This window comes from Anaerovibrio lipolyticus LB2005, from assembly GCF_000621545.1.
Taxonomy (GTDB): Bacteria; Bacillota; Negativicutes; order Selenomonadales; family Selenomonadaceae; genus Anaerovibrio; species Anaerovibrio lipolyticus_A.
The window spans coordinates 44,174-65,588 of record NZ_JHYA01000004.1 but is presented as its reverse complement, the minus strand read 5'-3'; the positions used below and the strand labels follow the sequence as shown (position 1 = coordinate 65,588).

The 21,415-nt window shown below is 41.6% G+C and carries 20 protein-coding genes; 10 read left to right on the top strand and 10 right to left on the bottom strand.

What is annotated here, in order from left to right; genetic code table 11:
- Nucleotides 1–9: 9 nt before the first annotated feature.
- A complete protein-coding gene (locus T355_RS0104670) occupies nt 10–1,098 on the bottom strand; it encodes a PDDEXK nuclease domain-containing protein (protein WP_037329855.1) in 1,089 nt (362 codons plus the stop codon).
- 397 nt (nt 1,099–1,495) lie between these two features.
- Here T355_RS0104670 and T355_RS13560 point away from each other — a divergent pair, with 397 nt between their 5' ends.
- The 3 genes from T355_RS13560 (at nt 1,496) to T355_RS0104655 (ending at nt 4,694) form a co-directional block, all read left to right on the top strand.
- Nucleotides 1,496–1,753, top strand: coding sequence for a hypothetical protein (locus T355_RS13560; RefSeq protein WP_037329854.1), 258 nt, complete (start codon nt 1,496–1,498; stop codon nt 1,751–1,753).
- A gap of 126 nt (nt 1,754–1,879) precedes the next feature.
- Nucleotides 1,880–3,133 (top strand): tetratricopeptide repeat protein, encoded by a 1,254-nt coding sequence (locus tag T355_RS0104660; protein ID WP_027396739.1) that lies wholly within the window; start codon nt 1,880–1,882, stop codon nt 3,131–3,133.
- Nucleotides 3,134–3,527: 394 nt separating this feature from the next.
- Complete coding sequence (locus T355_RS0104655; RefSeq protein WP_081777621.1) at nt 3,528–4,694, top strand: LCP family protein; 1,167 nt, start codon at nt 3,528–3,530, stop codon at nt 4,692–4,694.
- Nucleotides 4,695–4,810: 116 nt separating this feature from the next.
- Here the strand turns inward: T355_RS0104655 and gyrA are convergent, their stop codons facing one another.
- Both gyrA and T355_RS0104645 read right to left on the bottom strand, forming a co-directional pair.
- Nucleotides 4,811–7,240: a DNA gyrase subunit A gene (gene gyrA / locus T355_RS0104650; protein ID WP_027396737.1), complete on the bottom strand. Its 2,430-nt coding sequence runs from the start codon at nt 7,238–7,240 to the stop codon at nt 4,811–4,813.
- Nucleotides 7,241–7,395: 155 nt separating this feature from the next.
- Nucleotides 7,396–8,301, bottom strand: a complete 906-nt coding sequence (locus T355_RS0104645) for an exopolyphosphatase (RefSeq protein WP_027396736.1) — start codon at nt 8,299–8,301, stop codon at nt 7,396–7,398.
- 302 nt (nt 8,302–8,603) lie between these two features.
- Here T355_RS0104645 and T355_RS0104640 point away from each other — a divergent pair, with 302 nt between their 5' ends.
- The gene (locus T355_RS0104640) at nt 8,604–9,173 is read left to right on the top strand and encodes a guanylate kinase (RefSeq protein ID WP_027396735.1); all 570 of its coding nucleotides are present in this window, start codon (nt 8,604–8,606) and stop codon (nt 9,171–9,173) included.
- Nucleotides 9,174–9,239: 66 nt separating this feature from the next.
- Here the strand turns inward: T355_RS0104640 and htpX are convergent, their stop codons facing one another.
- The 7 genes from htpX to dnaA form a co-directional block, all read right to left on the bottom strand.
- Nucleotides 9,240–10,103, bottom strand: coding sequence for a zinc metalloprotease HtpX (gene htpX / locus T355_RS0104635; RefSeq protein WP_027396734.1), 864 nt, complete (start codon nt 10,101–10,103; stop codon nt 9,240–9,242).
- 71 nt (nt 10,104–10,174) lie between these two features.
- Nucleotides 10,175–12,148: a DNA topoisomerase (ATP-hydrolyzing) subunit B gene (gyrB, locus tag T355_RS0104630; protein ID WP_027396733.1), complete on the bottom strand. Its 1,974-nt coding sequence runs from the start codon at nt 12,146–12,148 to the stop codon at nt 10,175–10,177.
- Between the two features lie 19 nt (nt 12,149–12,167).
- On the bottom strand, nt 12,168–13,082 hold the full coding sequence (locus tag T355_RS0104625) for a DUF721 domain-containing protein (protein WP_027396732.1): 915 nt from the start codon (nt 13,080–13,082) through the stop codon (nt 12,168–12,170).
- A 4-nt stretch (nt 13,083–13,086) separates the two neighbouring features.
- Nucleotides 13,087–14,208 carry a DNA replication/repair protein RecF gene (recF, locus tag T355_RS0104620; RefSeq protein WP_027396731.1) on the bottom strand — a complete coding sequence of 374 codons (1,122 nt, stop codon included), beginning with the start codon at nt 14,206–14,208 and terminating at the stop codon, nt 13,087–13,089.
- Between the two features lie 6 nt (nt 14,209–14,214).
- Nucleotides 14,215–14,436, bottom strand: coding sequence for an RNA-binding S4 domain-containing protein (locus tag T355_RS0104615; RefSeq protein WP_027396730.1), 222 nt, complete (start codon nt 14,434–14,436; stop codon nt 14,215–14,217).
- A gap of 24 nt (nt 14,437–14,460) precedes the next feature.
- The gene (gene dnaN, locus T355_RS0104610) at nt 14,461–15,576 is read right to left on the bottom strand and encodes a DNA polymerase III subunit beta (protein ID WP_027396729.1); all 1,116 of its coding nucleotides are present in this window, start codon (nt 15,574–15,576) and stop codon (nt 14,461–14,463) included.
- 250 nt (nt 15,577–15,826) lie between these two features.
- Nucleotides 15,827–17,218, bottom strand: a complete 1,392-nt coding sequence (gene dnaA, locus T355_RS0104605; protein ID WP_027396728.1) for a chromosomal replication initiator protein DnaA — start codon at nt 17,216–17,218, stop codon at nt 15,827–15,829.
- 411 nt (nt 17,219–17,629) lie between these two features.
- Here dnaA and rpmH point away from each other — a divergent pair, with 411 nt between their 5' ends.
- From rpmH to mnmE, 6 genes are all read left to right on the top strand, one after another.
- Nucleotides 17,630–17,764, top strand: a complete 135-nt coding sequence (rpmH, locus tag T355_RS0104600; RefSeq protein WP_027396727.1) for a 50S ribosomal protein L34 — start codon at nt 17,630–17,632, stop codon at nt 17,762–17,764.
- 112 nt (nt 17,765–17,876) lie between these two features.
- Nucleotides 17,877–18,224 (top strand): ribonuclease P protein component, encoded by a 348-nt coding sequence (gene rnpA / locus T355_RS0104595; RefSeq protein WP_027396726.1) that lies wholly within the window; start codon nt 17,877–17,879, stop codon nt 18,222–18,224.
- Nucleotides 18,225–18,245: 21 nt separating this feature from the next.
- Nucleotides 18,246–18,443, top strand: a complete 198-nt coding sequence (gene yidD / locus T355_RS14945; RefSeq protein WP_419670094.1) for a membrane protein insertion efficiency factor YidD — start codon at nt 18,246–18,248, stop codon at nt 18,441–18,443.
- 56 nt (nt 18,444–18,499) lie between these two features.
- A complete protein-coding gene (locus T355_RS0104590; protein WP_027396725.1) occupies nt 18,500–19,168 on the top strand; it encodes a YidC/Oxa1 family membrane protein insertase in 669 nt (222 codons plus the stop codon).
- 4 nt (nt 19,169–19,172) lie between these two features.
- Complete coding sequence (gene jag, locus T355_RS0104585; protein WP_027396724.1) at nt 19,173–19,844, top strand: RNA-binding cell elongation regulator Jag/EloR; 672 nt, start codon at nt 19,173–19,175, stop codon at nt 19,842–19,844.
- Between the two features lie 89 nt (nt 19,845–19,933).
- Complete coding sequence (gene mnmE / locus T355_RS0104580) at nt 19,934–21,352, top strand: tRNA uridine-5-carboxymethylaminomethyl(34) synthesis GTPase MnmE (RefSeq protein WP_027396723.1); 1,419 nt, start codon at nt 19,934–19,936, stop codon at nt 21,350–21,352.
- Nucleotides 21,353–21,415 lie beyond the last annotated feature (63 nt).

Here is a 21,415-nt window from a genome sequence, read left to right as displayed (position 1 = left end):
ACATCGAGATTAATCGGTATTTATTTCTTTTAACAGAAATTTTTCCAACATGGCCTTATCGGGCAGCTGGAGCATATAGGTGGACACAAACAGCTGATTGTCCATGCCAGACAGGGCGTATTCCACCATTTTTGCGCCTTTTTTCGTACAGAGCAGGATGCCGATAGGCGGATTATCTCCCGGCGTCATTTCATTTTCCTTGTAATAGGCCACATAAGCATTAAGCTGGCCAAGATATTCATGGCGGAACTCGTCATTTTTAAGTTCAATGATGACATGGCAATGAAGCAGGCGATTATAGAATACCAAATCCGGGAAATAATAATTATCGTCAATGATAATCCGCTTTTGCCGAGCTTCAAAACAAAAGCCTTTGCCCAGTTCCAGCAAGAATTCTTCCAGATGGGCAATCAGCGAATTTTCCAAGTCCGATTCCGATACGGCCTCTTTGGCCTCCAAACCCAAAAATTCCAAAGCGAAAGGCTCTTTGACGGTTAAGTCCTGTGTTCCTTTTGTCAGCAGCAGTTCCGGCTTTTGACTGATTCCCGCACGCAAATAGAGGTTAGTGGCAATCTGCCGCCGCAATTCCCGGACGCTCCAGCCACATTTGATGCATTCGGTTTCGTAGAAGAACCGCTGGAAGTCATCTTCAAGGGACATAATCTCGCGAATATGGGTAAAGGACAGGTGGCTGAGCAGCGTTTCCGGGGTCGTGGTGAATTTGTGATTCACTGACTCACAAATCTGCGGGGTGGCTGTTTTGGGCAAAAGAGGCGTTTGTAGCCCGCCGGTCTGCATGAGTCGCTTGGTCACCGCTTCGCCCAGCTGGGGATAGCGCAGGTAAAACAGGCGACATAAATTGAGCATAGAGCGGTCAAGGCCCTTGATGGAAAGGCGGGCCGCCAGCTTTTCCAATAGCTTGGTACCATACTCTGCGCGGTCATTGCCGTTCTGTTCATATTCCACAATATAGAAACCGATTGCCCAGTTCCGGGCAGTCAGGGACTGGTTGACCGCACTTTTGGCCCAGCCGGAGGTGACTTCATGAATGGTGCGAGTATTTTCCACCAGCCCGTTAAAGGAATTATTCGTATGCATTCGCTTGACTCCTTGAAATGTATATCTGCTATTATTATACCACTGGACGCAAGGCGGAAATAAATATGATGAGGTAAAATATGACACTATTTTGAAGGCCTGCATAGAATTTATTTGTAAGGCTACCAAACGCGTTGAAGAAAAAACAAAAGGTAAGGCTGTATGAACGTCAGATTTTGCTATAATGTCTGTTTTTTAAACATATCAATTATCCATCAACCAAAATATCTGCTACGATATACATATCAACTGAACCGGAACGGGCTACTAAGCAGTCTTGGCGCCTGGCTTTTTAACCCTCTGTTTAATCGACATCACTACCAGGAGTGATGGGAAGCAGCTGGCCTTTCCACTTTTATTGTTGATAACAAGTGATGGCTCAAATGTGGCATTACTTATGAATATATTTACAGAGGATAATGCGTATGATGATATTCGTTTCCCCGCTACATCAAGTCGTAAACGTAGATTTAAGACTACTGAGGAAGGAGTGAGCGAGATGTGTGAGGTAATTGAGAGAAATAGAGCTGAAGGTAGAGCTGAGGTTGCAATAGAGTTGCTCAAAGAAAAATTATCTATAGAAATGATTGCCCGTGCCACTAAGCTCACCGTTGAACAAGTAAAAGAAATTGGCAAGAAAAATGCTATAATTTAATATTTTGCTTTTAAATGACTCCCGGCACCAGCTGGGAGTTTTTTATAACACTTATGTAGCTTAATGTATATAAATAACATAACGATATTTTCACAAGATAATCATAAGGGAGTAGAGGTGCTGAAGATGAATAGCCTAAACACACTCAAGAAAAACATATTAATCATGGGAATAATCCTATTATTGCCATTATTTCTTTCCACATCAGCATTTGCAGAGAGGCATCAGGTAGAAGGTGATGGCTCCTACTTCCTGATAAACAATGAGCTTGAAGATGAAGCACTTGCCAAAGAACGTGCCAAGTATGAGGCATTGCAAATTGCCAGCGAGCAGGCTGCTATTTTTGTTGACACTTCACCTGAATTGTATTTTGACCAGCTGACCTTTTCTGAATTACATAGCTATGCTGCCAGCGTTATAAAAGTTCAGGGATTGCCACAATTTACCAGCTCAACCAGAGGAAATGGTACCATGTATTATTGCCATCTTGTTGCGGTGGTAGACACCAACGACTTTAAGCACACTTCTATTGAGTCTATCCAGAAAAGCTGTCGACAAAGGGAGGAGCGTAACCGTCTGATACGTGAAATGGATGAATTGAAGCATAAATATGCCCGGGCCTACAGCGAAATAGAAAAGCAGAATATCCGCTTCCGTATGAAGCAGCTTCGAGACAAATTTATGAGAAATGAACCACATACTTCATCTACATATAATACAGCAATGGCAAAGCTGGCATATAATGATGGCCTTGATTATGATAATAACAAGGATTATTCTAACGCCATTGAATGCTATCAAAAAGCTCTTAGCTACGATCCTCGGTATGTCAAGGCATATAACAATCTGGGAATAATTTATGAAGATGTATTGATGAACTATGAAAAGGCCCGTGAATGCTTTGAAACCTCTGTACAGATAGACCCTTCCTACGATTATGGCTATTGCAATCTGGGTATGCTTTATAACGATGTATACCATGATTATGATAAGGCCATGGAAAACTACAATAGGGTTCTTCGCCTGAATCCTAAATTCCCTGGTATAAATAGATATATAGCCAGAACCTATCTGGCCATGGAGCAATATGAGGATGCCTTAAGCAATGTACAGAAGGAAATGTCCAATAATAAACCGAAGAAATACGACTATTGTCTTTTAGGTGAAATATATCTGGCAACTGGTGAATACGAAAGAGCAATGGAAGCATTGGAAAAGGCAATCAGCATGGATAGTGATTTTGCAGAGGCCTACCTTTATCGGGGACTTACCTATGAACAAATGGGTAATATCAACCAGGCCCTTCAGGATATTGGCAAAGCCAAAGAGCTTGACCCTAATAATGAAAAGGCCAGACAGCATTATGACCGTTTGAAATAATTATCCACAGATATTATCATTTATACACATAATATGTGTTCTATTTCTGTGGATAAAGTGGATAACTTTGTGAATAACTCAATATATAGTGGCTTTTTCCATCAAAAACACAATATATAGGTTCATTTTTTCAAAAATATCCAATAAAACTTGTGGATATTTTACATCTCCTTTTCATTTTTCAAAATTATACTTGAAAAAACGGAAATATTATCCACAATTAGTTGCATAAGTTATTTGAAAATAATATACTATTTGGGCAGTTTAAATTTTAAAATACAATTCTTTCATATAAAAAAAGGAAGCGAAGATATTGCCAAATAATAAATACAATCAAGAGCCACCCATCTACCGCTCTAAGCGACGCCGGAAAAAGAAAAGCAATTTCTGGCCAATGTTCCTGCTCCTATGTGCCTTTGCAATTGCGGCAGTGGCAGGAGCCCTGTTTGCTTCATCCGTTCTCTTTGATAAGCCTGCCAAGCCGGAAAAGACAAATCTTATGACGGCCAAGGATAAAATTATCGTTATGATTATGGGTGTGGATGAGCGAGAAGGTGATGTGGGCCGTTCAGATACTCTGATGATAGCCACATTGGACCCTAAAAAGAAAAAGGCGGCTCTCCTGTCTATTCCTCGTGATACCCGTGTAAAAATCAAGGGATATGGCTTTGATAAAATTAATGCAGCCTATGCCTATGGAGGCTATGAGCTGACTCAGGACACTGTGGAGGATCTAATTGGTGTTCACATGGAGCACCATATCCTGATTAACATAAAATCCTTCAAGAAAATTATTGATGCCATAGGAGGCGTGGATATAAACGTAGAAAAGCGAATGTACTACGAGGATGTATGGGATGATGATGGTGGCCTTCTCATCGACCTTCAGCCAGGATTACAACACATGGACGGCGATACTGCCATTACCTATGTACGTTACCGTGATGAGGAGGGTGATATTGGCCGTATCAGACGCCAGCAAAAATTCATGCAGGCCGTAATGGATAAGGTAACATCCCCGGCTATTATTCCACGTATTCCGTCTATTATCAAGGAAGTGGTGGGCTCGGTACAGACAGACCTTTCTGTAAAGCAGCTTATTGAATTTGCCACCTCCCTTAAGGATGCCCAAAAATCAGGGCTGCAGGCAGAAATGCTGCCTGGAAAGCCAATGTATATAGATGGTGTAAGCTACTGGATTCCTGATCTGGGCAAGCTGAGAACTACTGTTGCCAATACCCTTGATACTACCCTGGATAAGAATCTCAGAGATGATCTGGCAGAGGATACCCGTGAATATGAGGAATCCATTCCAAACAATGCCCGGGAGCTCAATGCTGAGGAGGCAAGGGAAATATATCGTCATGAGAACACTGAGGATATAGAAAGAGCAAAGCAAATTACCAAGAGGGAGTCCACTGATGAAAAGCTGAGAAAGGACCCTTACGAAAAAGAGGAGTCATCAATGAAGCAGGAGCCTGTGGTGCAGGAAACCAAGCCAAAAACCAAGGGGCCAACTCCATCTCCTACAGTACCTAGTGCCGGAAAAACCGCAAATTAAACTTTAAAAAAAATATGGACGATTGCCTAGTGCAGTCGCCCATATTTTTTTGCACCAAAAAAGAGGACATCGTCACTAATTTCTCTCAGTGCGACATCCCCTAATTTAATTAAATGCTAGTCATTTTTCTGCAACAGAGTTGCCATGGAGGAAACCTTATCTCCCTCACTTGGCTTCATAATGATAACACCCTGGGTGTTGCGGCCAATCTGGCTGATACCGCTGATGGATGTTCTCAGAACCACACCGCCCTCAGTAATAAGAAGCAGCTCATGATCCTCCTGAACCACAGCCATGCCAATTACCTTACCGGTCTTTTCAGTAACCTTAAGGTTAATCAGGCCCTTACCGCCGCGGTGCTGAACGGTGTACTGGTCAATGGTAGTACGCTTGCCCAAACCACACTCAGTAACGGTAAGCACGTCAGCATCTTCCTTCAGGCTGTCCATAGCCACCACCTCGTCACCAGGGGTAAGTCTGATACCCTTTACGCCTCTGGCTACGCGGCCCATAACGCGAACCTGGTCCTCCTCAAAGGCAATGGCCATACCATTTTTGGTACCCAGCATAATCTTCTGCTGACCATTGGTAATCTTAACACCGATGAGCTCATCATCCTCCTGAAGGCTGATGGCAATAACGCCAATCTTACGGGAGGTATTGAAGTCAGACAGGCTTACACGCTTAACTACACCCATCTTGGTGGCCATAAAGAGGTACTTATCAGGATCATAATCCCTTACCTGAATAACAGCACTAACCTTCTCGTCCTTATCCAGCTTCAGCAGATTAATGAGAGCTGTACCCTTGGCGGTGCGGCTGGCCTCTGCAATCTGATAAGCCTTGAGATAATATACGCGGCCCTTGTTGGTATAGAACAGGATGGTGTGATGGTTGGTGGTAATCAGGAGATTTTCAACGAAATCATCCTCCTTGGTAGGCATACCATTTACACCGGTACCGCCACGATTCTGTCTCCTATATGTATCCAGCTTAATGCGCTTGATATAATTTCTGTGGGTAATGGAAATAACCACATCATCATCAGCAATCATATCCTCAATATCAATCTCACTCATATCGTGGGTAATATTGGTACGACGCTCATCACCGAACTTGCGCTTAACCTCGGTGAGCTCCTCCTTGATGATTTCCATAATTTTCCACTCATCAGCCAATACAGACTTCAACCATTCAATTCTCTTTAAAATTTCCTGGTATTCTTCCTCAATCTTCTCACGCTCCAGACCGGTGAGGCGCTGAAGTCTCAGATCAAGGATAGCCTGTGCCTGCTTTTCACTGAGGCTGAAGCCTTCCATAAGGGCAGTGCGGGCAATATCAGCAGTACGGGACTCACGAATGGTGGTAATTACTGCATCAATGTGGTCCAGAGCAATATTCAAACCCTCCAAAATGTGGGCTCTTGCCTCGGCCTTAGCCAGCTCGTAGCGGGTACGTCTGGTAATAACATCTTCCTGATGCTTAATGTAGTAGTGGAGAACCTGCTTCAGGGTCAGCACCTTTGGCTGATTTTCCACCAAAGCCAGCATTATAACGCCGAAGGTTTCCTGCATCTGGGTATGCTTATAGAGCTGATTAAGCATAATATCAGGATTTATATCCTTGCGAAGCTCCATAACGATACGCATACCGCTGCGGTCAGATTCATCTCTAAGGTCAGTAATACCTTCTATCTGCTTTTCACGAACCAGCTCAGCAATCTTTTCAATAAGACGTGCCTTATTCACCTGATATGGAAGCTCAGTAACGATAATACGAGGCTTGCCATTGGACATGGTCTCAATATTTGCCTTGGCACGCATCTTAATCTGACCACGACCGGTGGAATAAGCACTCTTAATGCCAGCAGTACCCATAATAAGACCGCCAGTAGGGAAATCTGGTCCCTTAATAACGGTCATAAGCTCCTCAGCAGTAGCATCAGGATTATCAATAAGCATCAGCACACCATCAATAACCTCATTCATGTTATGAGGAGGAATGTTGGTGGCCATACCTACAGCTATACCGGATGTACCGTTTACCAAAAGCTCAGGGAACTTTGATGGCAGTACAGTTGGTTCCTTTAAGGATTCATCATAGTTAGGCGTAAAATCAACGGTTTCCTTGTCAATATCCTGAAGCATAAGCTCAGAAATTCTTGACATACGAACCTCAGTATAACGCATTGCTGCAGCAGGGTCGCCATCCACGGAACCAAAGTTACCATGACCATCTGCCAGCATATAGCGCATGGAAAAGTCCTGAGCCATACGAACAATAGCATCATATACGGAGCTATCACCATGTGGGTGATATTTACCCAATACTTCGCCTACAATACGTGCGGATTTTTTATATGGTTTTCCAGGAGTCATGCCGGCTTCCTGCATAGCGTAAAGAATACGTCTGTGTACAGGCTTCAGACCGTCACGAACATCTGGTATTGCTCTGGAAACAATAACACTCATGGCGTAATCAATATAAGAATTACGCATCTCCTGTTCCAGATTTACCGGTAAAATCTTACCTTCGCCGAATTCCACTATCTCACCTCAAAAAGTTTAATACAAAATCAATTAGCTCCTTATTATACCATATTTTGCCCAATATATAAAGATTAAATCCCTGTAATCCTTTGATAAATAGGCATTTATGGCTAATAAGGAGCCTCGTTTTGTCATTATTTCTGAACAAGTTATCATTTTATGATTTCCGAATAGATAAAGCCCTCCCGAACCCCTGAATCGCTGTAAATAACCTTTTCAGCGGCAAACCTTTTGGCAATCACATCTGCGATAACCATACCAGAAATAATGGTATGTATTCTGTCAGGAATATTTTTCATGAGAATAACGGACTCGGCCTGCGTCAGCTTTCCCGTGGATACAAAACGTCTTATCATGTCAGACAATTTGGCCGTATCTATCTCCTTATTTCTCCTGTCAGTACTATAAAGGGCATTGTAAAGTGCTCTGGTTCCCTTAAATGTCCCCCCAATGCCACAGATTACCTTTGATTTAATATCCTTAAAATCACTGGCGCTGTCTATTATTTCCTGGGATCTGGTATACATTTTTTCAACTTCGTCACTATTTGGCATAAAGGAAGCACAGCATTCCTTTTTCAATCCCAAGGAGCCAATATGCAGACTTATTTTATGAGTAATCTGGTTATTTTCATAATAAACCAGCTCCGTACTGCCACCGCCAATATCCACAAGAAGCCCCTCACTCATATCAATATTTCTGGTGGCACCTACAAAATCATATTCAGCTTCCTTGTCTCCGGATATAACCACGATATTAATACCAGTGCGTTGGATTATTTCCGACACCACCTGCTGGCTGTTTTTGCAATTTCTTAGAGCAGCAGTGGTAAAGGCCATAACATTGTTTATGCTGAATACATCCAGAAATTCCTTATATTCATCCAGAACCTGACAGACCTTGTCCACACCCTCCTGACTCATAATATTGTCATTAAGATAGGCTGCCAATCCCACCATATGCTTTTTCTTTAAAATAAGTTCCATGGCACCATTCTCAATTTCATAAATTGCCATGCGAACAGTATTTGAACCAATATCTATAATCCCCTGAATCATTTTTTTCGCCCCTTATAAAAAATTCAAAACTTTTATTTAATAATATCATAGAATAATTGAATTTCGTATGAAATTATGTTATTATCATTTTGGGTGAACACTGTGGGGACAGTGTTTTGGTGGAAATAGGTAGATGGCATGAAACGGGTAGCGTTCGGTAGCTGCCCGTTTTGTGTTTTCGTTAATATTTTTTTGAAATTAATTTGATTTGCCTCTACTTATTTGTTTTTTTTTGTGATAAAATGAATATATAGTACCATAAGAAGTATCGTTTTTTACAGAATGAATTGATGGTGATGTATATGACCTCGAAAATTTATGCATTAATAGGCCCTCATGCCAGTGGTAAATCAACACTCATATCCAGATTGGTTGAGATGGGAGTTCACTACATTCCTGTTTATACCACCAGGGCACCTATGGAATTCGACAAAAATCGTACTACAACCAAGTTTCTGAGCCAGAGTGACTTTCTCAAACAGGATTGGATAGTGAAGGTCACTTACAAGGGTGATTATTACGGCCTTTTAAAAAATGATGTGCTTAATGCTCTAAAAACTGAAAAGATTTCTGTTACCATGCTTACCATTAATGGTGTAAAGCAGGTCAGCAAGCTGTTGACCAATAATCTGGAAACAGTATTTATCATGGTTGACTATGTTACTCTTATTGATCGTATGCTCAAGATGGGACACAACAATGTGGACATGAAGTATCATCTTGAATATGCAGAAAATAATGGTGAGTTTGATAACTGGAAAAACACTGATTTTGTTATCAAAAATATTAAGGACCAAGAAAAATCCCTTGATCAGCTTATGGCAATCATGGGACTCATAGGTAAAACCCAGGTCACCAAAATCAATTCATAATATGGCATTAAAAAAAATAAAAGACTGCTCACATCAAAGAGCAGTCTTTTTTATTGCTTTTTTAGTTTATTTTCCCATGGCAGCTGCCTGCTGACGGAGAAGCTGAATTCTCTCGCTGGTAGCAGGATGAGTGCTGAAAAGTGTGGACAGCTTCATATTTGAGCCAGCCAAAGGATTAATTATAAACATGTGGGAAGTGGCTGGAGTAGCCTGTTCCATTGGTCTTGCATGCATTGAATAATATTCAATCTTCTGCAGGGCATCAGCCAAATAATTTGGATTGCCGCAAATTTCTCCCCCTGACTTATCCGCCTCATACTCACGGGAGCGGGAAATAGCCATCTGAATCAGTGCTGCAGCCAACGGAGCCAGTATAATGGTGGCCAAAAGACCAACAATATTACCATTATCGTCATCATCAGAGCTGCTGCCAAAAATCATGGACCATTGGGCAATATTGGCAATCATGGAAATAACACCGGCAATAGCTGCCGCCACAGTGGAAATCAGAGTATCACGATGCTTAATATGAGAAAGCTCATGGGCAAGAACACCACTTAACTCCTGCGGAGACAGGGCATTCATAATTCCCGTAGTTACAGCCACAGCTGCATGTGAAGGATTACGGCCAGTGGCAAAGGCATTAGGAATAGCACTATTTACAATGCAAACCTTAGGCATTGGAAGCTGTGCATTGGCAGCCAAACCGGCAACCATATTAAACAGCTGTGGAGCCTCCTCCTGGGATATCTCCCTGGCACCATACATTTTCAATACCATGGTATCACTGAACCAATAAGTAAAGAAGTTCATACCCAGGGAAATCAGCAGCATAAGCATAGCTCCATGACGTCCTCCAAAGGCACTGCCGATGGCTATCATAATACCCATAAGCAGGGCCATTAATACTGTTGTTTTTAATGTATTCATAGTCAATATTCACCTCTTTATAGAGAGTATATATCACAATTCTGAAAAATAAATTAAAAAATGTCAAAAAATCAAATATCCAGATTTCTTACATATTTGGCGTGTTCCTCAATAAACTGACGACGAGGCTCAACCTTGTCACCCATAAGGATATTAAAGAGCTCATCTGCCTCCTGAGCATCCTCCATATCAACGCGGAGCATGGTTCTGGTCTCAGGATCCATGGTGGTTTCCCAAAGCTGCTCAGGATTCATCTCACCAAGACCCTTATAACGCTGAACATTTACGCCATCACGGCCCACCTCATTCAGCTTTGCCTCCAGCTCCTCATCACTGAAGGTATACCAGTGCTTCTTGCCCTTGCGAATCTGATAAAGAGGTGGCTGAGCAATATATACATGGCCACGTTCAATCAAAGGCTTCATATAGCGATAGAAGAAGGTGAGAAGGAGAGTACGGATATGGGCACCATCAACATCCGCATCTGTCATAATGATAATTTTGCCGTAGCGACGCTTGGAAATATCGAATTCATCACCGATACCACTACCAAAGGCTGTAATCATGGTACGAATTTCTGCATTGCTGTAAATCTTGTCAAGACGGGCCTTCTCAACATTGAGAATCTTACCGCGAAGAGGCAAAATAGCCTGGAAACGACGGTCACGTCCCTGCTTGGCACTGCCACCTGCAGAGTCACCCTCTACGATATAGATTTCAGCCTTTTCAGGATCCTTAATGGAGCAGTCAGCCAACTTGCCAGGAAGGGAATTTACCTCCAGGGCATTCTTTCTTCTGGTGAGCTCACGGGCCTTTCTGGCAGCCTCACGGGCACGGGAAGCCATAACAGCCTTATCAAGTACACGCTTGGTAATAGCAGGATTTTCCTCAAAGTATTCGTTAAGCCCCTCTGATACGATGGAGTCCACAATACCTCTTACCTCGGAGTTACCCAGCTTTGTCTTGGTCTGACCCTCAAACTGAGGCTCACGGATCTTTAAGCTGATAACACAGGTAAGACCCTCACGTACATCCTCACCGGAAAGATTTTGCTGATTTCCCTTGATAATATTATTCTTCTTGGCAAAATCATTGGCAGCACGGGTCAAAGCAATCTTAAAGCCAGCCAAGTGAGTACCGCCCTCTTCAGTGTTGATGTTATTTACAAAGCTATAAATATTCTCCTGATAAGTATCGTTGTACTGCATAGCAATTTCCACAACGATATCATCCTTTGTACCATTAAAGTAAATAGGAGTCTCGTTAATCTTGGTTTTTTTGCGGTTCAGATGCTCCACAAAGGAACGGATACCACCCTCAAAATGGAAGGATTCACGATTACCGCTGCGCTCATCGCTGAGATTAATTGTAATGCCACGGTTCAGAAAAGCCAGCTCCCTAAGTCTGTGCTTAAGGGTATCAAAATTATATTCAGTGACACTGAAAATTTCCTTATCTGGCATGAAATGAACTCTGGTACCAGTTTCTTCCGTATCCCCGGTAATAGTCATTGGAGAAGTGGTAACACCACGTTTAAAGGCAATTTCATGAATCTTGCCATCACGCTTTACCTGAACATCCATATATTCACTAAGGGCATTAACTACAGATACACCTACGCCATGAAGACCACCGGATACCTTGTAGCCATCACCACCGAATTTACCGCCGGCATGAAGCACAGTAAGAACAACCTCTACAGCTGGCTTACCGGTTTCATGGAGGTCAACTGGAATACCACGGCCATTATCAACAACAGTGATACTGTTGTCGTTATGAATAGTTACGTCAATATCAGTACAGTAACCAGCAAGGGCCTCATCAATGGAGTTATCAACTACCTCATATACCAGATGGTGAAGACCGCGCTCAGAGGTGCTGCCAATATACATACCAGGACGTTTTCTTACTGCCTCCAGACCCTCAAGAACCTGAATCTGATCAGCGCCATAATCACCGTCAACAGCAGATACCTCGGTACCTATTTCCTCCACGTGTATCTGTACTTCTTCATCATTAATCAAAGCTTCATTTTCAGTGGCCATGAATTAATTCTCCTCCAAATCAAACATTCTTATGCTTTATGTTCTTATGGTATTTTTTGCCCGTTTTCATGGCAAAGCTGTCCATAAAATCATATTTGAATTTTTCTATAGTTTTCTGTCTCAGCTCCGGAGTCAGCTTATCCGGAGAAACAGATTTATAAAGCATGGTAAGTATGGTGGCCTCCATGCAATCAGTATTTGTTGAGCTTATCTTTGATGCCAGTATCTGCATCAGTATAATACGCTGCTCATTTACTTCCTCTGCAGTGCAGGGAATAGTTTTTACAATATCGCAAAATCTTGCCCAGGGTACATCCATAAGGTATCTTCTTATGCTTTTCAGCCTATCTATATTGGCATTCCGCTTACAGCTGTCACAAAGCTGATCCTCTGGCGGACACAGGGTATTGCATTTGCTGCAGGGATGCCAATTGGTATTTTTGCGGTATTTTTTAAATTTTTCATCGTTAATCTGGACCTTCAGAAGAATTTTTCTAAGGTCATCATCCTTTACTCCCTCAAGGTCACGGGATATTTCACTGACATTTTCATCAGAAATATCCATCCTCTGAATTTCCCGGCCCATATCAACTTCATTGCCGTTATCATCAAAATCAATTTTTTCTGGCTTTATGTTGGTAAATACCAGATCTTCCACCAGATATTCACCCATAAAGCTGTTTATTTTATTTTTTATTTCATCCTTCATGTATGAAAGCTGGGTAGCCCAAATAGGATGAGAAGTATAAAGAAACAGCTTCTTAAATTCCAGCTTCACAGGTGATACATTATCAGAAATATGCTTTCCCACAATTTTCGGCCAGTAAAACATCACCATGTGGGAAGAAAATTCCTTGCCAATTCCCATAGACTTCACAATCTGGGGAAGTATAATATTCATTTTCTCCAGCTTGCCTTTTCTGGGAGCTGACATGGTATCACATCCTGTCACTTACCTCAACGGTTCCCCCGGACACCTTATAAAATACGCAATTAGCATCCTCCGGGAAATAAGCCTTGTCAGTGGCGGTAATAATTGTCTGTATATGTTCCTTTTTGATGAATTCCAAAAGCTGCTGCCGCCGGTTCATATCCAGCTCACTCATAACGTCATCCAAAAGCAAAATTGGATATTCGCCCTTTTCAGAACGGATAAATTCCAGCTCTGACAGCTTCATGGACAATACTCCTGTACGCTGCTGACCTTGGGAACCGAAGGCCTTCAAATCTATGCCATTTACATAAATCTGAATATCATCACGGTGAGGACCTATACTGGTGGAACCACGATATATATCCTCACGTGTTACTTCACGCAACGTCTCATTATACCATAAAATCATGTTTTCATCTATCTTATCCACAAGTCCTGTGTATCCCTTGATACAGTAAGAAAGAGACAGATTTTCCTCGTTGGTGGAAATTCGCCTCTGCATAAGATTTGCCAGCATATTTAGTTTTTTTACCGTTTCCAGACGCTTGCCAATGATTTTTATGCCACTGTCCACCAGCTGACTGTCCCACATTTCCAGCATTGAAGCCTGGGCCTTTCCCTCCCTGATGCTCTTTAGAAGGGTATTCCGCTGCTGCAATAATCTGTTATATTTTATTAACTCACCATAATAGGCAGGACTGGCCTGAGATATTTCCATATCAAGAAATCTTCTGCGCTCAGAAGGAGCCCCCTTTATAAGGGTAAGATCCTCAGGAGAAAACAGCACCACATTAATTATACCAATAAGCTCCTTGGCCTTTATTTTACTGCCGTTATGAATAATCTGACGTCGTTTTTCCCGCTGAAAAATAAATTCCAGCTTATTGTCCACACCCATACGCTGAAAATCAATGGACACAGAGCTTCCAGGATGATTCCACATAATAAGATCATTATCCGTACTGGTCCTAAAGGAGCTTCCCATGGAGGCATAGCAAACAGACTCAAGGATATTGGTCTTTCCTTGAGCATTTCTGCCGATAAATATATTCGTTCCATCAGATAAATCCAGGGACAGGTCCTCGTAATTCCTGTATCCCACAAGCTTCAGGTGCTTCAGCTTCATGACCTGTTATTCTCCCTTGAAAACAACCTGCCATGAGCCCATTTCCTTGATTTCTACCACATCACCGTCATGGAGCTTTTTGCGGCGGGCTGTTTCCACTATCCCATTTACCAGAATCATCTCATCCTCGATCATGAGCTTCACCTGGCCACCGGATTCCAAAACACCGGCCCATTTTAAAAACTGGTCCAGCTGTATAGTTTCAGTATTTACTTCTATTTTTTCAATATTAGACATAGCTTACCTCTTTGATTACTGGCCCGGAGTACGAACTGGTGTGATGATATAAGTAAAGGATTCATCATCCAGCATACGAATAGCTGCAGGGCTCAGTGAATTATTAAGTGACATATAGAATTCCTTGGTGTTGATAATCTTCAATACATCTGAAACAAAGTCAGCATTGAAGGAAATAACAATATCATCACCATCAATTTCAGCAGTAAGGGACTCATCGGCATTACCGATTTCCGGGTTATCAGAGGTAATACGAACCATACCATTGGCAAATTCCATGGTGGCTACGTTGTAATCATTGGTACGGGAAATAAGAGCAGTTCTGTCCACAACGGAACGGAACTCCTCGGTATTCAGCTTTATTCTGGTACCAAAATCACTTGGCATTACCCTATGATAATCAGGGAACTGTCCATCAATAAGACGTGAAGAAATATATGTATTATCAAATTCAAAGCTAATCTGGTTGGAATTGTAATTGATATTTACAGGACGTGGCATATCAGAGGACAGCAGCTTATGAATTTCATTCAAAATCTTTGAAGGAATAATCATCTTGCTCTGGCCCTCAAAGTCCTCCAGAACCTTTGACTGAATAGCCAATCTCTTTGTATCAGTGGAAACCATGACTACAGAAGCATCGTTAAGTTCCAGTAAACAGCCTGTAAATACAGGTCTTGCTTCTTCATTGGAGCAGGCAAAGGTGGTTCTGCCAATAAGCTCCTGAAGCACATTATCCATTATAGTAAAGCTCTTATTTGCCTCTAATTTCTTAATAATAGGAAAATCGTCAGCAGACATGCTGAGCAATGTGAAATGGGAACGATTGGAGCGAATATGGGAGATTTTCTCCTGACGATCATATTCAAATTCCACAGTAACACCAGGGAGCTTTCTTATAACATCCTGAATATATCTGCCAGATAATACAATATTGCCCGGTTCTGATACCTCAGCCTCTATTTTACAGATAATGCCGATTTCATAATCTGTGGCCTGAAGCTCCAAGGTATTATTTTCTGCTTTTATATAGATTCCTGAAAGGATTGGATTTTGAGGCTTTGAGGAAACTGCCTTTGATACAGTTTGAATTGCCTGGAGTAAATCGTTTTTTTGGCATATAAATTTCATGTTATGCACCCCTTATGTATTTATGATGATTATATATATAAAAAATAGTAGTCGTAATAGTAGGGCCTGTGGAAAAGTGGATAAGTGGATGGAGTCTTTGAAAAAAAAGAAAGTCCACATGTTTATAAAAAGTTGATAAAACAGGGAAGGATATCCACAGTAATCACAGAATAATCCTTCCCTTAATTTTATCTACATTTCTTCTACAGGGAATATACATAGTTATTCACAGAAAATGTGGAATAATTGCTTAAAGTCTTTCAATGCGCTTGGTAAGTTCCTGTAGAGTATTATCAAGTTTTATGTTTTCGCCCTTTTCCTCGCTAATCTTGGTGTGGGCATGAAGAACCGTAGTATGGTCTCTGCCACCAAAGAATTCACCAATTTGTGGCAGTGAAGAATTGGTCAGCTCGCGACAGAGATACATGGCAATCTGTCTTGGATAAGCCAGTGCCTTGGTGCGCTTACTGCTGTTAAGGTCTTCCACCTTAAGATTAAAGTGGTTGGCCACAACCTCCTGAATAACATCCATGGTGATTTCCTTATTGTGATTTTCAGGGTATACATCCTTTAATGTATCTGCCACCAAATCAGTTGTGATCTTTTCACCAATAAGCTCGGAGTAGGCAACCACTCTTGTGAGAGCGCCCTCCAGCTCACGGATGTTGTTATCAATGCGGCTGGCTATGTAAACCAGGGCTTCGTTTGGCACATCAATATGCTCTGCTTCAGTTTTCTTTTTCAGAATGGCAATTCTTGTTTCCAAATCAGGAGGCTGAATATCTGTCAGCATACCGCCGGCAAAGCGGGAACTAAGACGCTCCTCCAGAGTTTTGATTTCATGTGGAGGTCTATCTGAGGACAGTACAATCTGCTTGTTGGCCTGATGGAGAGCATTAAAGGTATGGAAAAATTCCTCCTGGGTTCTCTCCTTTTTGGAAAGGAACTGAATATCGTCAACCATCAATAGGTCAATATTTCTGTATTTCTGTCTGAAAGCCTCAGTGGTGTTATCACGAATGGAGTTAATAAGCTCGTTGGTGAACTTCTCAGAAGTGATATAGAGAACTCTCTTTTCAGGATTGTTTTTTAATACCTCATGGCCAATGGCATGCATGAGATGGGTTTTGCCAAGTCCCACACCGCCGTACATGAACAGCGGATTGTAGTTTTTACCAGGATTCTTGGCAACAGCCTGGGCAGCGGCATAGGCTATACGGTTGAAGCTGCCGGCTACAAAGGTATCGAAAATATAACGTGGATTCAGTGATGAAGCATCGCCAGGTGCAATCTGACCAGGGGTATCATAGGCTGCCACAAAGGAAGCCTTGCCATCATTGTCATTGAAAAGATTTTCCACTGGTTCTTCAGGTTCAGGAGCTGCCTTTTCAACAACCTTTATTTCAAAAGAAACATCAGATTTGTTAAGGGTGTTTTTGCAGGCGTCCACAATAATAGTCATGTAACGCTCGTCAATGAATTTTTTTACAATATCATTTGGAGCACTTAAAACAATCACATTATTGTCATAATCCATAGGGCTCAGCATTGATAACCAGTTTTCAATTACCTGTGGTGCCAATGTATTCTGAAGCTCAGTGATTATTCTGTCCCAAATTTCATTAAGCTGGTCTTGATTCATCTCTAAAATTCTCCTCGAAAAATAATCAACAGATAAATAAATTTATCCACATTTGTTAATAAGTATGTGGATAAATCAAGTGTTTGGGTATTTTGTGTATTATATTTTTATGATTTTCTTCTATATAATATATCCGAAAAGTATAGCTCGGACTCTGTTGATAAGTATATGTGAAATACCTTCATAATAATAGCAGAATATCTTGGAGTTATCAACAAAAAATGGTGTATATGTAATTCAAAAGAAGGATTTATCCACAAAAATATTGACTTATACCCAGCCTGCCTAGTATTTTTTCTTGACACTACAATAATGCGTGGTCTATAATCTTGTTAGTTAAAATCCAAGGACTATGTGTAATTGCGGTTTGACCGAGTATTTTGCTCGTAATAATATAAGGAGGTGCCAACATTGAAGCAGACTTATCAGCCTAACAATCATTGGAAGAAGAAGACTCATGGTTTCCGTGAGCGTATGAAGACTAAGGGTGGCCGTCAGGTTTTAGCTAGAAGACGTGCTAGAGGCAGAAAGAAGATTTCAGCTTAATAATATGGTCACTTCGGTGGCCTATTTTTCTCTATAGAACCAGTTATACTCGTTATTTTTATGAGTTATGTATCTGGTTCTATGTTCTATTTGCTGAAATGAGGATTTTGCCATGTACAAGTTACCTAAAAGTCGGATCCTGCGTCGTAGGAACGATTTTCAAAAGGTCCACCGTTTTGGGAAATCCTATGCAAACAGGTACTTAGTATTGTATGTCTTCACAGCAAGCGGGCTGGAGGACAAGGTTGGCTTTGCTGCCGGAAAAAAACTGGGCAATGCAGTAGCGCGTAATAGAGTCAAGCGTCTTATGCGTGAGTGTTACCGGTTGCACCAGCAGGATATAAAGAGGGATATTTGTATCCTCTTGGTTGGCAGGAAACCAGCTGTGGAAGTTAAATACAATGTTATCGAAAAGGCTTTTCTCAACTTGGGCAGAAAGGCCGAAATTTTTGGGAGATGAGAATAATTGGTGAAGAAATTCATGTTATTCATGATCGAGTTTTATTGCTCTTATATTTCACCACTTAAGCCGCCTTCCTGTCGCTATGTTCCCACCTGTTCGGAATATGCGATGATTGCTATTGAAAAATACGGACCCGTGAAGGGTGGATATCTGGCAATAAAGAGAATTCTTCGTTGTCATCCATTTCATAAAGGTGGATATGATCCGGTTCCGTAAAATAGGATTTTATTTTTTTGACAGTTTTTATACTGTAGAAATTAGGATGTGTTAAATTGGATTTTTTAGCATCGGCATTTGAGCCTGTTGTAAATCTTTTCCGCCTTATTATGGACGGTTTTTACAACATTACTGTTGCGGCCGGCTTTCCAAACTATGGTGTTGCCATCATTCTCATGACTATCTGCGTAAAGCTTTGTCTTTATCCTTTAAATGCAAAGCAGATTAAGTCCATGAAGGCAATGCAGGAGATTCAGCCAAAATTAAAGAAAATCCAGAAGGATTATAAGAATAACCCACAGCTCATGCAGCAGAAGATGGGTGAGCTTTATCAGGAGTCTGGGGTAAATCCTTTGGCAGGCTGTCTGCCACTTCTGGTACAGATGCCAATTCTCATGGGTGTTTATTATTCTCTGTACGGATTGGAGTATTCCGGTGATCCAACCTTCTTATGGTTGTCCAGCCTGTCTGATTCCGACCCAACCTATATATTGCCTCTTCTCTCTGCGTTGACTACTTATCTGGCTCAGCGTCAGTCCATGGCAATGAATGGTCAGGAAAATCAGCAGATGAAGATGATGATGTACATCATGCCAATATTTATTGGTTACATCTCCATTAATTTCCCAGCAGGTCTGGTACTGTATTGGGTAGTAATGAATATATGTCAGATGGCTCAGCAGTGGTATATGTTCAGAAAAGAAGACCAGAAGGAGGCTGCTTGATTTAATGTCTTTAGAAGTTGAGAAGACTGGTAAAACAGTTGATGAAGCAAAGCAGGCTGCCTTGAGTGAGCTTGGTGTTGACCCTGCTTTAGTTGAATTTGTAGAGGTTGTGGAGCCAACTAAGGGGTTCCTGGGGTTGCTTGGTGGCAAGCCAGCAAGGGTTAAGGCCGTAGTTCGTGAACTCTCACCTATTGAAAAGGCAGAAAAATTCCTTAGTGATATCTTTAAGGCTATGAAGCTGGATATAGAGATTGAAAAGAGCGAGTCTGAGGATGGTACTATTTTCAATCTTATTGGCGATAATTTGGGCATTTTGATTGGTAAGCATGGTCAGACTCTTGATTCTTTGCAGTACCTTTCAAATCTGGCTGCTAACCGCGGTCTCACTGATAATAAGGTTCGCGTTATTATCGATATTGAGAACTACAGAAGCCGTCGTGAGGATACCCTGCGCCGTCTGGCTATGAGATTGGCTGACAAGGTAAGAAGAACTGGAGAACGCATTGTTCTGGAGCCAATGAATCGTCATGAAAGAAAGATTATTCACATGGCATTGCAGGATAATTATCGCGTATCTACCTATAGCTCTGGTGATGAGCCTTATCGTAAGGTTGTAATTGAACTGAAGCGTGGTGGCCGTCGCGATTATCATGAGCGCAAGGACAGAGAAGATTAATTCTCTCCAGGAAATATGATTTATAGAGGCTGTCTCACCTTTGGGGACAGCCTTTTCTATATTTTGTTAAATATGAATTTGGAGGATTTATGCAGGAGAAAAAATTGATGGATGAAACCATCAGTGCCATTGCCACAGCTCCCGGAGAAGGCGGTATTGGTATTATTAGAATCAGCGGCGAAAAAGCCATTTCCATTGCCAATAAGATTTTCAGACCCTTTGCTGCAAAGTCCATTGAGGAATATGGCTACAGAACGGCTATTTATGGTAAGGTCCAGGATGAACAGGGCAAGATCATTGATGAGGCTATTTGTATTGTGATGAATGCTCCAAATTCATATACCTGCGAGGACGTGGTGGAAATTCAGTGTCACGGTGGCAGCATTGTTATGCGGGAAATATTATCCCTTACATATCGCATGGGGGCAAGAGCTGCTGAGCCGGGAGAATTTACCAAGCGGGCCTTTTTAAATGGCAGACTTGACTTAAGTCAGGCCCAGGCCGTAATGGATGTAATAAATGCCAAGACTAAGGCTTCACTACAAATGGCCATGAGTCATCTTTCAGGTGGCTTTTCCGATAAAATAAAGGCCTTTCGTAATGATATTTTGAGCATCATTGCCCATCTTGAGGCCTCCATTGATTTTCCAGAGGATGATATTGAGGGAATGGACTTTGAGGATACCCGTGAAAAGGTTAAGCTGCTGCAGGATAAAATTAGAAAAATTCTGGAATCAGCCAATACGGGGATTATTCTTAGGGATGGACTTAAAACCGCTATTATTGGTAAACCTAATGCGGGAAAATCAAGCATTATGAATCTTCTTTTGGGACAGGAGCGGGCCATTGTTACTGATGTTCCCGGTACTACCCGTGACAGCATTGAGGAATATGTAAATATTGGTGGTATTCCTTTACGTCTGATTGATACTGCAGGGATTCGCAATACCGATGATATCGTAGAAAAAATTGGTGTGGAAAAGGCTTATTCATACGCCAATGACGCAGAGCTTGTGCTGGCAGTTTTTGATAGCAATGAGGAGCTGAATTCAGAGGATGAGGAGATAATTCAGCTCATGGATAATTGTCCGGGAAATGTCATTGTTATAATGAATAAAATGGACTTGTCAGCTGATACAAATAACGATATTATTAGTGAAAAAATAAAGAATTGCCACAATGCAAGGATTCGTGGCATTGTTCCTATGTCCGCCAAGAGCGGTGAAGGAAAGGATACCCTTGAGAACCTTCTTAAGGATATAGTTTATGGCGGACATACTAATATTGTGGAGAGTCAGGCTCTTTGTGATGCCCGTCAGGGGGAAATTCTCCGTCAGACAGCTAATCTTTTGGATGAAACAATAAATACAATTGATATGGGTATGAGTGAGGACTTTATCGTCATTGATCTTCGCAGTGCCTGGGAAAAGCTGGGAGAAATAACCGGAGAAACCATTGAGGACGATATTGTAGATCAGATATTCAGTAATTTCTGTATTGGAAAATAAATAGCCTTCCCCTCTGGGGAAGCACCTAAAGGTACTAGGAGCAGAGCTCCGACGGTAGCTGCC

Bases quoted from the DNA above. Each gene is read 5' to 3' on its own strand.
- recF (WP_027396731.1), bottom strand. From the start codon at position 14,208: ATGAAGCTGAAGCACCTGAAGCTTGTGGGATACAGGAATTACGAGGAC.
- T355_RS13560 (WP_037329854.1), top strand. From the start codon at position 1,496: ATGAATATATTTACAGAGGATAATGCGTATGATGATATTCGTTTCCCC.
- T355_RS0104640 (WP_027396735.1), top strand. From the start codon at position 8,604: ATGACCTCGAAAATTTATGCATTAATAGGCCCTCATGCCAGTGGTAAA.
- dnaN (WP_027396729.1), bottom strand. From the start codon at position 15,576: ATGAAATTTATATGCCAAAAAAACGATTTACTCCAGGCAATTCAAACT.
- yidD (WP_419670094.1), top strand. From the start codon at position 18,246: ATGTTATTCATGATCGAGTTTTATTGCTCTTATATTTCACCACTTAAG.
- T355_RS0104670 (WP_037329855.1), bottom strand. From the start codon at position 1,098: ATGCATACGAATAATTCCTTTAACGGGCTGGTGGAAAATACTCGCACC.
- htpX (WP_027396734.1), bottom strand. From the start codon at position 10,103: ATGAATACATTAAAAACAACAGTATTAATGGCCCTGCTTATGGGTATT.
- mnmE (WP_027396723.1), top strand. From the start codon at position 19,934: ATGCAGGAGAAAAAATTGATGGATGAAACCATCAGTGCCATTGCCACA.
- gyrB (WP_027396733.1), bottom strand. From the start codon at position 12,148: ATGGCCACTGAAAATGAAGCTTTGATTAATGATGAAGAAGTACAGATA.
- T355_RS0104655 (WP_081777621.1), top strand. From the start codon at position 3,528: ATGTTCCTGCTCCTATGTGCCTTTGCAATTGCGGCAGTGGCAGGAGCC.
- T355_RS0104645 (WP_027396736.1), bottom strand. From the start codon at position 8,301: ATGATTCAGGGGATTATAGATATTGGTTCAAATACTGTTCGCATGGCA.
- T355_RS0104625 (WP_027396732.1), bottom strand. From the start codon at position 13,082: ATGTCAGCTCCCAGAAAAGGCAAGCTGGAGAAAATGAATATTATACTT.
- jag (WP_027396724.1), top strand. From the start codon at position 19,173: ATGTCTTTAGAAGTTGAGAAGACTGGTAAAACAGTTGATGAAGCAAAG.
- rnpA (WP_027396726.1), top strand. From the start codon at position 17,877: ATGTACAAGTTACCTAAAAGTCGGATCCTGCGTCGTAGGAACGATTTT.
- T355_RS0104660 (WP_027396739.1), top strand. From the start codon at position 1,880: ATGAATAGCCTAAACACACTCAAGAAAAACATATTAATCATGGGAATA.
- dnaA (WP_027396728.1), bottom strand. From the start codon at position 17,218: ATGAATCAAGACCAGCTTAATGAAATTTGGGACAGAATAATCACTGAG.